This is a genomic window from Streptosporangium sp. NPDC000239 (assembly GCF_040300765.1).
Classification (GTDB): Bacteria; Actinomycetota; Actinomycetes; order Streptosporangiales; family Streptosporangiaceae; genus Streptosporangium.
The window spans coordinates 651543-664468 of the sequence record NZ_JBEPEI010000002.1 but is presented as its reverse complement, the minus strand read 5'-3'; the positions used below and the strand labels follow the sequence as shown (position 1 = coordinate 664468).

The 12926-nt window shown below is 71.8% G+C and carries 11 protein-coding genes; 3 read left to right on the top strand and 8 right to left on the bottom strand.

What is annotated here, in order from left to right:
• Positions 1-45: 45 nt before the first annotated feature.
• Positions 46-669: a hypothetical protein gene (locus ABT340_RS08510; RefSeq protein ID WP_352010030.1), complete on the top strand. Its 624-nt coding sequence runs from the start codon at positions 46-48 to the stop codon at positions 667-669.
• A 43-nt stretch (positions 670-712) separates the two neighbouring features.
• On the opposite strand, the gene ABT340_RS08505 is transcribed toward ABT340_RS08510, so the two are convergent.
• The 4 genes from ABT340_RS08505 to ABT340_RS08490 all read right to left on the bottom strand — a co-directional run bounded on the left by ABT340_RS08505 (position 713) and on the right by ABT340_RS08490 (position 4489).
• Entirely contained in the window at positions 713-1309 is a 597-nt protein-coding gene (locus tag ABT340_RS08505) for a ricin-type beta-trefoil lectin domain protein (protein WP_352010029.1), read from the bottom strand.
• 225 nt (positions 1310-1534) lie between these two features.
• Positions 1535-3172 carry a phospho-sugar mutase gene (locus ABT340_RS08500; RefSeq protein WP_352010028.1) on the bottom strand — a complete coding sequence of 546 codons (1638 nt, stop codon included), beginning with the start codon at positions 3170-3172 and terminating at the stop codon, positions 1535-1537.
• 12 nt (positions 3173-3184) lie between these two features.
• Positions 3185-3988 carry a purine-nucleoside phosphorylase gene (locus tag ABT340_RS08495; RefSeq protein WP_352010027.1) on the bottom strand — a complete coding sequence of 268 codons (804 nt, stop codon included), beginning with the start codon at positions 3986-3988 and terminating at the stop codon, positions 3185-3187.
• 48 nt (positions 3989-4036) lie between these two features.
• Positions 4037-4489 carry a gamma-glutamylcyclotransferase family protein gene (locus ABT340_RS08490; protein WP_352010026.1) on the bottom strand — a complete coding sequence of 151 codons (453 nt, stop codon included), beginning with the start codon at positions 4487-4489 and terminating at the stop codon, positions 4037-4039.
• 181 nt (positions 4490-4670) lie between these two features.
• Between ABT340_RS08490 and ABT340_RS08485 the strand changes: the two genes are divergently transcribed.
• Complete coding sequence (locus tag ABT340_RS08485; protein ID WP_352010025.1) at positions 4671-6065, top strand: NAD(P)H-quinone dehydrogenase; 1395 nt, start codon at positions 4671-4673, stop codon at positions 6063-6065.
• Positions 6066-6088: 23 nt separating this feature from the next.
• On the top strand, positions 6089-6916 hold the full coding sequence (locus ABT340_RS08480; RefSeq protein ID WP_352010024.1) for an alpha/beta fold hydrolase: 828 nt from the start codon (positions 6089-6091) through the stop codon (positions 6914-6916).
• 7 nt (positions 6917-6923) lie between these two features.
• Here the strand turns inward: ABT340_RS08480 and ABT340_RS08475 are convergent, their stop codons facing one another.
• The 4 genes from ABT340_RS08475 to ABT340_RS08460 form a co-directional block, all read right to left on the bottom strand.
• Complete coding sequence (locus ABT340_RS08475) at positions 6924-8153, bottom strand: pentapeptide repeat-containing protein (RefSeq protein WP_352010023.1); 1230 nt, start codon at positions 8151-8153, stop codon at positions 6924-6926.
• A 103-nt stretch (positions 8154-8256) separates the two neighbouring features.
• Positions 8257-9957, bottom strand: a complete 1701-nt coding sequence (locus tag ABT340_RS08470) for an ABC transporter ATP-binding protein (RefSeq protein ID WP_352010022.1) — start codon at positions 9955-9957, stop codon at positions 8257-8259.
• Between the two features lies 1 nt (position 9958).
• The gene (locus ABT340_RS08465) at positions 9959-11752 is read right to left on the bottom strand and encodes an ABC transporter ATP-binding protein (RefSeq protein ID WP_352010021.1); all 1794 of its coding nucleotides are present in this window, start codon (positions 11750-11752) and stop codon (positions 9959-9961) included.
• A gap of 40 nt (positions 11753-11792) precedes the next feature.
• Complete coding sequence (locus tag ABT340_RS08460; protein WP_352010020.1) at positions 11793-12842, bottom strand: iron-siderophore ABC transporter substrate-binding protein; 1050 nt, start codon at positions 12840-12842, stop codon at positions 11793-11795.
• Between the last annotated feature and the right edge of the window lie 84 nt (positions 12843-12926).

Below are 12926 nucleotides of genomic sequence, written 5' to 3'. Positions count from 1 at the left end.
CGATCGGGTTGGATGGAGGTTCGTGACGAGAGTGGGAGCTGTGTGATGAAACAGGCGTTCCGATCGACGGCCGTGCAGGTGCTCGGCTGGATCTGGATGGCCTTCGCCGCCTTCAACGCGGTCGATCTGATCGTCCGGTTCAGCGGGCGGCCCTCGATGATCGCCGCCGCGGTGCTGACCGTGCTGACCGCGGTGGTCCTCATCACCTGCCTGCGCCCGGTGACCAAGTTCGTCGAGGACGGTGTGCTGGTCCGCAACCCCCTCAGGAACTTCTTCGTGCCGTGGCTGCTCGTGGACGACGTCAGCGTCTCCCATTCGATCATGATCACCTCGGGAGGCAGGAAGATCCGCTGCTGGACGCCGCAGGCCTCGGGGCGTGAGCGGGTCTCCGCCATGCGCAGGGCCCTGCCTAGCAAGGGGGGCCGGCTCAGGACCGAGCCCGCGCGGTCGAAGGGCGAGCAGGCGGCGGTCGAGGCGCTGGCGGGCAAGACCCACGCCGACTGGGTCGCCGAGCAGCTGCTCGAACGAGCGCGCTCGGCCAAGCGGACGGCGTCGAAGGCCACCGGCACCGTGCCGGAGCCGGGGACGGTCAGGGTGACCTGGTCGCCGACCGCCCTGGCGGCCCTGGCCGTCTCGGTGGCCATGATCGTCGCCGCCCTCCTCTCCTGACGCCCGGCCCCAGGTGCCGGGCGCCGGAGAGCGCGTCAGAGGGTCAGAAGACAGGGTGGATGCCGAACACCGGGGCGCGGACCCCCGCCGGCAGCAGCACCACCCACTTGGGCAGCAGGCTGCGGTCCTCGACGAGGTTGCGGCCGATGTACTGGTCGGTGCCCGCCAGCCTGATCCTGGCCGTCCGGATCACCTCGCCGGGGCCGTCGGGGGTCAGGTCGGAGGTGGGGCCGGAGGCGAGGTCGTCCTCGATGGGAGTGGCCGCCTCGATGACGAAGACCGAGTGCGGGGGCACATGGCCTGGGCCGCTCACGCGCAGCTGGGTGAAGGGCTCGGTTTCGGGGACGTAGACCAGGCCGTGGGTGCGCTCGTCAAGGAACCGGACGCCGCCGCGGGCGGGCAGAAGGCGGAACCTGGTGGCCGGGGGTGAGGGCAGCAGGGCGGCGAAGACCCTGCCGTCGATGTTCACCACGTGCCCTCCGCCGATGGTGAGCGTCACCCTGGGTGGCAGGGGGGCCGGGGCGGTCTCGGCGGAGGCGGCGGTGGACAGCCCGGGCACCAGCACGGTGGCCAGAACGGTGGCCAGAACGGTGGTCAGGGCGGTGGCCAGCACGGCCAGGTGGGCTCGGAACGGACGCATACTCTCTGCCTTCCTTGTGGAGGGAGACCGGATGCGCGAACGCCCCGGCCTCGTCTGCATCAGAAAGCATGCATTCGATTACTCAGAGTAGCTGTAGCCGTGGAGTGAGGGCTGTCCTACCGCCCGGGGCCGACCGGCGGTTCGCCGGCCCGTACCGGCAGGTCGCATTTCCAAGACCGCAGGTCACGGATCCAGGACGACGGGCCGCCGGCCCGGCGTGGCGGGTCACAGGCCAAGGGCGGCGGAGAGGTCGGCGCGCAGGGCGTCGAGGTCGCGTACGGCCCGCTCCCTGGCCGCCGAGACCTCCCCCCCGACCGGCACCACGACCTCCAGATAGCACTTGAGCTTCGGTTCGGTACCCGAGGGGCGGACCACGACGCGGGCGCCCCCGGACAGGCGGTAACGCAGACCCTCGGTCGGCGGCAGCCCGTCCAGGCCCGCACCCAGGTCGTCGACCGCCTCGACCTTGCGCCCGCCGAGCTCGGCCGGGGGTACGGCGCGCAGCCCGGCCATCGCCTCGGTGATCAGCGACAGGTCGGCGACCCTGAAGGACAGCTGGGACGTGGCGTGCAGGCCGTACCTCCTGGCCTGGTCGTCAAGGAGGTCGAGCAGGGTGCTTCCCCGCTCCGCGGCCTCGGCGGCGAGCCCGGCGACGGTCAGCGCGGCGCCGATGCCGTCCTTGTCGTGGACGGGCAGGCCCGCGTCGGAGCCGACGCTGTAGCCCAGGGCCTCCTCGTAGCCGAAGACCAGCCCGGGCCCGGCCTTCATGATCCATTTGAAGCCGGTGAGGGTCTCCGCGTGGCGGACGCCGTACTCGGCGGCGATCTTGCCGAGCAGTGAGGAGGAGACGATCGTGGTGGCGACCAGGCGGTCCTCGCCGGAGGTGTGCCTGATCACGTGCTCGCCGAGGAGCGCGCCGACCTCGTCGCCGGTGAGCATCCGGTGACCCCCGCCGGGCAGGCGCACCCCGACCGCGCACCGGTCGGCGTCGGGGTCGTTGGCCAGCACGATGTCGGCGTCGATCCGCCGGGCCAGCCCGAACGCGAGGTCCATCGCGCCGGGTTCCTCCGGGTTGGGGAAGGCGACGGTGGGGAAGTCCGGATCGGGGGCCGCCTGCTCCTCGACGACCACCGGGGCGTCGAACCCGGCCGCCAGGAAGGCACGTGCCGCCAGGTCGCCGCCGACGCCGTGCAGCGGGGTGTAGGCGACCCGCAGCCGCCTGGCCTCGCCGATGGGCAACGCCGTCACCGCCTCCAGATAGGCGGCCACGACGTCGTCGCCGAGTTCGGTCCACGACGAGCCGAGCGGCAGCTCGGAGACCGGCCCGACGGCGTCGATCGCGGTGGAGATCTCCGTGTCGACCGGCGGCACGATCTGCGAGCCGTCCCCCCAGTAGACCTTGTAGCCGTTGTCCTTCGGCGGGTTGTGGCTCGCGGTGACGGTCACCCCGGCGTCCGCCCCGAGACGCCGTACGGCGAAGGCCAGCACCGGGGTCGGCAGCGGGCCGCGGAAAACCGAGGCCCGCAGCCCGGCGCCGGTGAGCACGGCCGCGGTGTCACGGGCGAAGACGTCGGACTTGTGCCTGGCGTCGTAGCCGATCACGACGTGCGCCCCGGGGCCGAGGGCCCGGGCGAGTCCGGCGGCGGCGCGCATGACCGTGACCCGGTTCATCCGGTTGGGGCCCGCGCCCAGCTCACCGCGCAGCCCGGCCGTACCGAACTCAAGCCTGGTGTGGAAGCGCTCGCGCAGCGCCTCCAGGCTCTCCGGGAACCGGTCGAGCAGATCGGTCAGCTCGGCCCTGGTCTCGGGGTCGGGGTCCTGGGCGAGCCAGGCCCGCGCGCGCCGCAGGAGATCGTCGCTCATCGTGGCCTCCCGCTACAGCTTGCAGACGACCTGGGCGAGCAGGTCGCCCATGCGCGAGGCGGTGGCGCGGCCGACCGCCAGCACCTCCTCGTGGTTGAGCGGCTCGCCGACCAGGCCCGCGCCCGGGTTGGTGACCAGGGAGACGCCGAGCACGTCCGCCCCGCCCTCCCTGGCCGCGATGGCCTCAAGCACCGTGGACATCCCGACCATGTCGCCGCCGAGAATCCTGCACATGCGGACCTCGGCGGGCGTCTCGTAGGTCGGCCCGCGGAAGGCCACGTAGACGCCCTCGGTCATGGACGGCTCGACCTCCCGGACGAGGTCGCGCAGCCGGGGGGTGTAGACGTCGGTCAGGTCGACGAAGGTGGCGCCGGTGATCGGGCTGGTGCCGGTCAGGTTGATGTGGTCACTGATCAGTACGGCCTCGCCGACCCGCTGGGTCTCCGGGCGCAACCCGCCCGCCGCGTTGGTCAGCACGATCGTCCCCGCGCCCGCCCTGATCGCGGTCCGCACCCCGTGCACGACCGGGTCGACGCCCCTGCCCTCGTAGAGGTGGGTGCGGCCGAGGAAGATCAACGCGTTCGTGCCGGACCCGGTGCGCACCGCGCGGATCCTGCCCGCGTGTCCCTCGACCGCGGGAGGGGCGAACCCGGGCAGGTCGGTCACCGGGATCTCGGCGATCGTCTCACCGATCGCGTCGGCGGCCGGGACCCAGCCCGAACCCATCACCAGGGCGACATCGAAGGAGCTCACGCCGACGGCCTTCCTCAGGGCGGCTGCGGCGTCCGTTGCGAGGGCATAAGGGTCGTTGGTCACGAACTGAGGGTACTCGTCCCGCCGTGGGAAACGGCGGGACGGAGCCGGTCAGCCTCCCGCGGACGTGCAGGGACGGCCCCGCAGCCGCCTGACGTAGTCGTCCGGCGCGCCCGCCTTCTCCGCGGCCTCGGCCAGGATGCCGAGATAGCGCGCGGACGGCAGGCCGCCCTCGTAACCGTCGATGACGTAGAACCAGGCGACGACCTCGCCGTCCAGGGTCTGCACTCGGAGCCTGACCTTGTGGTAGAGGCCGCGCGCGGCGCCCTCCCACTGGTCGAGGGAGGTCTCGTCCCACTCGGGCACGTCGTAGAGCACGACGAAGACCTCTTCGAAGGAGTCCTCCACGATGGTGGCGAGGGCGCCCTCCCAGCCGAGGTCGTTCCCGCCGAAGGTGAGGCGCCAGCCCTGAAGCCAGCCCGACCCCCTCATGGGGGAGTGAGGGGCCCGCAGGGCCATCTGCTTCGGGTCCATGTTGGTGCCGTAGGCGGCGTAGACAGGCACAGCGTCCAACACTAATCGAAGATCCGGCGGGTGCTCACGTGTGTCGGTGTGGTGTCGGTGTCTTTTGTCCCACGCCGGTGCCCACCGTACCCGGGTGTCCTTTGCCATAACCGGTCCTTCTGCGACAAGCGAAGGGGCCCCAGGGGGCGAATGCCGCAAAGGATGCGGGACAATGGGGTACGTGACGAGGATCGTGATCATCGGTGGCGGGCCCGGCGGATACGAGTCGGCTCTGGTGGCCGCGCAACTTGGGGCGCGGGTGACCGTGGTCGAACAGGAGGGCCCAGGAGGGGCCTGCGTCCTGACCGACTGCGTGCCCTCGAAGACCCTGATCGCGACCTCGGTCCGCAAGCAGGCCCTGCTCGACGCCAGCATGCTCGGGGTGCACTTCACCGGCGGCCCCGACGGGGAGGTCGGCGGTGTCATCGCCGACATGCCGCTGGTCAACAGCCGCGTCAAGCACCTCGCCCAGGCCCAGTCGGCCGACATCGCCGCGCGGCTCGCCGCCGAGGGGGTCGAGGTGATCAAGGCCGCCGGGCGGCTGGTCGACCCCCAGGTGGTCAGGGCGGGCGACCGGACGATCCGGGCCGACGTCGTGATCGTGGCGACCGGCGCGACCCCGCGCATCCTGCCCTCCGCCGAGCCGGACGGCGAGCGCATCCTCACCTGGCGGCAGATGTACGACCTGGAGGAGCTGCCCGAGCACCTCATCGTGGTCGGCTCCGGCGTCACCGGCGCGGAGTTCGCCGGCGCCTACCGCTCACTCGGCTCCGAGGTCACGCTCGTCTCCTCACGCGACCGGATGATGCCCAACGAGGACGCCGACGCCGCCGAGGTCCTGGAGGAGGTCTACCGGCGCCGTGGGATGAACGTCATGGGCCGCTCCCGCGCCGAGTCCGTCAAACGCACCGCCGACGGCGTGGTCGTCACGCTTGAGGACGGCAGGACGGCCGAGGGCACGCACTGCCTGATGACGGTCGGCATGATCCCCAACACCTCGGGCATCGGCCTTGAGGAGGCCGGGGTCACCCTCGACCGGGGCGGGTTCGTCCAGGTGGACAAGGTCTCCCGCACCTCCGCCCCCGGCGTCTACGCGGCGGGTGACTGCACCGGCGTGCTGATGCTGGCCTCCGTCGCCGCCATGCAGGGCAGGATCGCCGTCTGGCACGCGCTGGGGGAGGCCGTGCAGCCGCTGCGCCTGGCCACCGTCGCCTCCAACATCTTCACCGACCCCGAGATCGCCGCCGTCGGCGTCACCCAGAAGGCCATCGAGGCCGGTGAGATCGTGGCCAACGTCGTCAAGCTGCCGCTGGCCACCAACGCCAGGGCCAAGATGCAGGGCTTCAACGACGGCTTCGTGAAGCTGTTCTGCCGCCCGAACACCGGCATCATCCTCGGCGGCGTCGTGGTCGCGCCCCGGGCCTCCGAGCTGATCCTGGCGGTCTCGGTGGCCGTCCAGCAGCGGCTCACCGTGGACCAGCTCGCCCACACCTTCGCGGTCTACCCCTCGCTTTCCGGGTCCGTCACCGAGGCGGCCCGCCGCCTGATGCAGCCGATGACCCCCAGCGGGATCTGACCTCGCCAACCGACGGGAGCGCCATGACACGTCTCGACGTCAACGGGATCGGGCTCAACGTCCAGGTCGAGGGGGAGGGGCCCGCCGTGCTGCTCGTGCACGGCTACCCCGACAGCCACACCTGCTGGCGCTACCAGGTGGCCGCGCTGAACGCCGCCGGATACCGTACGATCGCGCCGGACCTGCGGGGATACGGCGACTCGGACAAACCGGCCGGGCTTGAGGCGTACGAGCCCCGGCTCTTCGTCGGCGACCTGCTCGCCGTCCTCGACACGCTCGGCGTCGAGCGGGCGCACGTGGTCGGACACGACTGGGGTTCGGCGCTCGCGCAGTTCCTCGCCGTGTTCGCCCCGGAACGGGTGGCCAGTCTCACCTGCCTGTCGGTCGGCCACCCCGCCGCGCTGGCCGCCGCCGGCTGGCGGCAGCGGGAGAAGTCGTGGTACATGCTGCTGTTCCAGTTCGCCGGTGTCGCCGAGCGATGGCTCAGCCAGAACGACTTCCGCAACGCCAGGGAGATGCTGGAGGGGCATCCCGACGCCGAAGAGGTCGTCGCGCGCATGCGCGATCCGGAGGCGCTCACCGCGGGCCTGGCGATCTACCGGACCGGTGTGCCCCCGGAGAGCCTGGTCGCCCCGCCCTCGGAGCCGCCCGCCCTGCGGGCCCCCACGCTCGGGGTGTGGAGCAGCCGCGACCGCTTCCTCACCGAGGAGTCGATGACCGGTACGGCCGCGCACGTCAGCGGCCCCTGGCGCTACGAACGTGTGGACGGGGCGGGCCACTGGCTGCAGCTGGAGGCATCCGACCGGGTCAACGAACTCCTGCTCACCCACCTGGCCCGCCACCCGGTCTGAGCCCGTCTCAGCGGGACGTCCTGGCGCGCAGCCTGTTCAGGGCGTTCCTGCCGTCCTGTACGGCCCGCGCGACGAAGTGCAGTTCCTCGTCCCGCCTGGCCATCACCAGCGCGTTCTTGGCCGCCTCGTAGGCGTCGAGGGCGTGCCGCCAGTCGGCGTCGGCGGTCATGCCGCCCCGCCCGCTGATCTGGAACTCGTAGTCGAGCTGGTCGATCTCCTCGCCCAGGCGGGTGATGTCCTCCTCGGCCCCGCGCCGCATGAGCGCGAACCTGGCGTTGCGCCTGTTGCGCCGCTGGGCGCTGACCCCCCAGGCCACCACGGTGACCGCCAGGCCGAGCGCGCTGAGCACGACCATGATGAGCCCGACGGACGTCCCTCCCCGTGAGGCCTGGGCGTCCGGGGTGGCCGTGCTCTCCGGCTCGTCGTCGCTCGCCTGCTCCTCGGCGGGCGTCGGCACGGAGAACGGCCCGTCGATGCCCTTGGGGGTTCCCCGGGCACCGGTCAGGTCGGCGTCGTCGGCCTGGGTGAAGGAGGCGTCGTCGACCAGGGCGCCGACGAAGGAGGCGCCGTCGAGCTCGGCCTGGTCGAACACGGCCTCACGCAGGTCGGCGTCCTTGAAGACCGCGAAGCCCAGGTCGGACTGCCCCATCTTGGCCTCGTGCAGCTTGGCCCGGGTGAAGTCGGCCTTGCGTCCCTTGATCTGGCCGGGCCTGCTCTCGTTGAGGTCGGCGTCGACCAGCTTGGCGTTGACGAAGTTGACCTGGGTCAGCACGGCCCGGGTCAGCTTCGCCCCGGTCAGGTTGGCGTAGGGGAACTCGGCCTGCCCGGCCTCCGCGTCGACCAGGATCGCCCCGCGCAGGTCGGCGTGGTCGGCGTGCATCTGTCCGAGGTCGGCCTCACTGAGGTTCGCCTCACGCAGGTCGGCGTACTTCAGCGTGGCCTGGGTGAGGTTGGCCTGCCTGAGGTCGGCCCCGCGCAGGATCGCTCCGGTCAGGTCCTTCTGGATGAGCTCGACGCCCCCCAGCTTCGCCTTGGTCAGGTCGGCGCAGCGCAGGCTGTACGGCAGCGCGGCGCCCTTGGTGAAGTCCCTGCCGCGCAGGTTGGCGCCCTGGCCGGGCCTGCACGGCCCGGCCGCGGCCGAGGCCGCCGTCTCGGCCTGGGCCGTGACGGGAGAGATCATGGCCCCTGACAGCGCGAAGATCGCGGCGAGGAGTGTCAGGGAAACGGAACGACGCACGGGAACCTCCTTGGAACAGTCCCGATCGTGTCAGTGGATCATTGCATCCCGCTAGACGGAGGCTTGCACGTCGCGGGGCGTGCCGCACCCCGCGTGCCGGATGTCATCGGGCCACGGCCAGGCGGTAGGCCTCGTCGGAGGCGAGGAGGTTGTGGTGGGTGTCGTCCGCGGTGACGGTGCCGTCGTCCAGGACGAGGACGCGGTCGGCGGCGCCGAGGAAGGCCGGGCTGCTGGTGATCACGATGGTGGTGCGGTCGCGGCGCAGCTTCGCGATGTTGTGCGCGATGAGTTGTTCGGTGACCGCGTCGACGGCCGTCGTCGGGTCGCGCAGGACCAGGATGCCGGCGTCGGCGGCGAGGGCCCGGGCCAGGGACAGCCGCTGGCGCTGCCCGCCGGAGAGGTTCGCGCCGCGGTCCCGGACGCCGTGGTCGAGACCCTCACGGTGGAGGGCGACGACGTCGGTCAGCATGGACGCCTCGACGGCCTCGTGGATCATACGGTCGCCGCCCGCCGGGACGATGTTCGTGCGGAGGGTGCCCGAGAAGATCTCCCCGTCGAACGGGTTGACCAGCATGCGTTCGCGGACCGTCTCGACGGACAGGTCCGCCAGCCTCCGCCCGCCGATCCGCACCGCGCCCTCGTAGGAACCGGGCGGGGCTTCCATGGCCAGCACCGCCACGAGGTCGGCTGCCACGCGCGGCCGGTAGGCGACGATCGCCACGAACTCCCCGGCGGGCACCTGGAACGTCAGATCCCGCAGGCAGCCGTGCCGGACGCCGTCCAGCACGAGATCTCCGCTCTCCGGCAGAGGTTCCCGCCCCGGGGTCGTCACCGCGGGCGCGGCCAGCACCAACGCCATCCGCTCCGCCGAGGCACGCGCGATCATCACGTACTTCGGCATCTCGGAGAACAGTTTCAGCGGTTCCATGATGAACTGCGCCAGGCCCACGGCCATGACGAGTTCCCCGACGGTGATCCGGCCGTCGAACGCCAGCCAGCCCGCGGTGAGGGTCACCGCCGTGGCGAGGAGGGCGTTGAGCGCCAGCGCGACGCCCGCGTACGCGCCGTTGACCCCGGCGACGGCGACCGCCTGGTCCCTGGCCTCCGCGCTGACCCTCCGGTAGGACAGGAACGCCGCGTGGTTGCCGCCGAAACCGTGCAGCGGGCGCAGGCCGGCGATCAGGTCGGCGACCTTCGCGGCCGCCCGGGCCACCCTGGCCTGCTGTTCACCGGTGGCGGTGCCGATCCGTCTGGACATCACACTCAGGACGGACAGGGTCGCGGCGGTGCCCACGATCACCAGCAGGCCGAGCCGTACGTCCGCCGTGCCCAGGGCGACCGCGGCGACCAGCACCGCGACCAGTGAGCTGACCAGCAGCGGCACCACCTCGATGATGTCGGCGGTCTGGTCGGCGTCCTCGGTGGCGACGGTCAGGATCTCGCCGGACCTGAGGTCGAGGTCCCTGGCCACGGGCTGGAGTCCGCAGGCCGCGACCCGCACCCGCCAGCGGTGCGCCTCGGCGGTGTTGGCCTTCTGCAGGATTCGCATCCCGAACCGCCATGAGAGGGAGACGGTCGTGATGATCACGGCCAGCGCGGTGATCGACAGGGCGAGCGCGCCGAGACCTCTGTCCCGCAACGTGTGCTCGACGATCAGGCCGAGCGCGATGGGAAAGGCGGTCTCACCGGCCTGGTACAGGCCCATGAGGACGGTGCCCCAGGCCATGGCGCCCGCGTTGCGCCGCAGTGCCGTACGGAGGATGCCGGTTCCCGTGTGGAACCGTCGTTCTTCTGAGGTCGTCATCTCAGGTGCGCCGACCGTCCTGTCGCCACGCGTGCCACAGCCGCGCGTACCGGCCGTCCAGGGCCACCAGCTCCTCGTGGGTCCCCTGTTCCACGACGCGTCCGGCGTCCAGTACGGCGATGCGGTCCGCCGTCGTCGCCTGGGTCAGCCGGTGGGCCACCAGCAGCGTGGTCCGGCCCAGGCACGCGGCGGACACGGCCCGTTCCAGCTCGGCGGCGCTCTGGCTGCCCGCCTCCGCGGTCGACTCGTCGAGCACGACCACCGGTGAGCGGCCCAGCACCAGCCTGGCCAGGGCGATCTGGGCGGCCCTGGCGCCGTCAAGGCGTTCGCCGCCCTCGCCGACCGGGGTGTACAGCCCGTCGGGCAGCGTCGCGACCCACGTGTCGGCGCCGCTCCCGCGCAGCGCGTCCATCAGCTCGGCGTCGGTCGCCTCCGGCGCGGCCAGCCGCAGGTCGTCGGCGAGCGTGCCGGAGAACACGTGTGTCTCCTGCGTGAGGACGCTCACCAGGGCCCGTGCCCCGGCCTCGTCCAGGTCGGCGAGATCGGTCGACCCGATGCGGACCGTCCCTGCCTGCGGGGTCACGACGCCCGCGACCAGCGCCGCCAGGGTCGACTTGCCCGCGCCCGTCGCCCCCACCAGCGCGAGCGAGCCGCCCGCCGGGATCACCAGGTCGACGTCCCGCAGGACCGGCCGGTCCGAGCCGGGGTAGCCGAACGTCACCCCTTCCACGACCACCGGGTACGGCCCGGCGCCCGCCGTGGCGGTCGCATGACCCACCAGCCTCTCCTGCGTCGCCTCGCCGAGCACGCCGACCAGCCGGGTCAGGCTCGCGCCCGACTTCTGTGCCTCGTCGAAGGTGAACATGATGGAGCCCAGCGGGTTGAACAGCCGATGGAACAGCAGTGGGGCCGCCGAGGCCTCGCCCAGGGTGACGGCGTCGGCCTCAAGCAGGACGTATCCCACCACGATGATCAGGACCAGCCCGACGAACTCGGCGCGGTTCTCCCTGCCGACGAACCGGCCGAAGAGCCGGAAGACCTCGACGCCGAGGTCGCGCACCCGTGCCGACTCGCCGGTGACCTTCTCACGGAAGGCGGCCTCAAGACGGTAGGCCCGTACCGTGCCGATCCCGTTCAGGCCGCTGATCAGCGCCTGCGCGCGATCGGCCTGGGCCTCCCGCTGCCTCCGGTACAGCGGCGCGGACCGGGGGAGGTACCAGCGCAGGGCCAGCGCGTACGCGGGCAGCGCTCCGACGCCCGCGAGCCCGAGCCGCCAGTCCAGCCCGAACATGCCGGCCGTGGCGATGACGACCAGCACTCCCGCGGAGAACACGGTGGGAACGGCCGTGCGGATGCCCTTGGACAGCACGGCCACGTCGTCGCCGACCCTGGACAGCACGTCTCCCCGGCCCGCCTGTTCGACACGCGCGCTCGGTGTTCCCAGCACCGCGCGGACGGCGCCCTCCCGCAACCTCGCGAGCAGGTCCGCGCCCAGCCGTCCGATCAGATACGTCGAGGCCGCGACGGCCGCCGCGCCGAGGAGCGCGGCGGCCAGCATCAGCGCGCCGATCGTGATCAGCGTCGACCGGGGCTCGCGGTCGATCACCCCGTCGACCACCCGGCCGAGCAGGAGCATCGGCAGCACCTGGAGGGCGGCCCCGGCCACCGTGGTGAGCACGGTGGCGGCCGTCAGCCACGGCGCCTCGCGGGAGTGCGCCGCGACCCAGCGGGCCGCCTCCCGCCCTGTCGCCGTACGCAGCGGGGCCGGGGCGACGGGGGTGTCCGCGGTGTTCACACCGGGACCGCAGCGGGACGGGGGGCGCTCATCGGTGACCTCAGCCGACCGACTTGACGAGTTCGTCGATCGCGTACGGCAGGGACAGCAGGGTGCTCTGGGACAGGGCCGCGCCGATCGCCGGGCCCTCGCTGTCCAGGAGGTAGGAGACCTTCCCGTTCTTGACCGCGGACAGGTTGGTGAAGAGCGCGAACTTCTTCAGCGCCTCCTGGTCCGCCTGGTCGGCGATGACGAAGATGCGGTCGACGTCGACGAGGTCGATGCGCTCGGGGGAGAGCACGGTGTAGAACTTGCCGCCCGCGATCTTGTCGATCTCCGTCGCGCCCTTGAAGCCGATGCCCGTCACGAGCCGTCCGCGTACGTCGGTGGTGGCGAACGGCGCGACCGAGTCCTTGTACCAGGACAGCGCGACGGCGGTCTGGTCCGCGAACTCCGGGTGCGCCTTACGGGCGGCGTCGAGTTTGTCCTGGATGCCCTGCACCAGCTGCGCGCCCTCGTCGGCCTTGCCGAGCGCCTTGGCGATGTGGAGGGCGTTGTCCTGCCACGGCGCGCTGAACGGCTCCGCCTCGCCCTTGGTACGGCCGACCGTCGGGGCGATCTTGGAGAGCCGGTCGTAGGCGGCCTTGTCGATCTCCGAGTAGACCGCGATGATCAGGTCGGGTCGCAGGGCGGCGATCTTCTCGTAGTTCGGGCCGGAGTCCCCGTTGCTCATGATGACCTCGGGGCGGGCGTCGCCCCACCTGTCCTTCACCCAGGGCCACTGGGTGTTGATGTCGGGGGTCTTGCCCGGCGGGTTCGGGTACTGGTCGACCATGCCGACCGGCTTCACGCCGAAGGCCAGGATGGCCTGGTCGTCGGTGTAGCCGACGGAGACGACCCGTTGCGGGGCCTTGGTGATCTGCGTGGACCCGAACGCGTGCTCCACGGTGACCGGGAACGCGCCTCCCGGAGCGGCGGCCACGTCGCCGGCCGGCTTGTCCGCGGGTTCGGAACCGCATCCCGCGAGGAGGCCGACGCCGAGGGCCGCGGCGGAGAACGCCGTGGCGAACCGCCGCAAGGTCTTCGTGGCCGTTGTTCGGTGGAGGAGCATCCCGGAATCCCTTGCTTTCGTACAATCCGCCACAAAACTAACCAGCGGTGGGGAAACCGTAGCATGGAGGGATTAGGCAAGCCT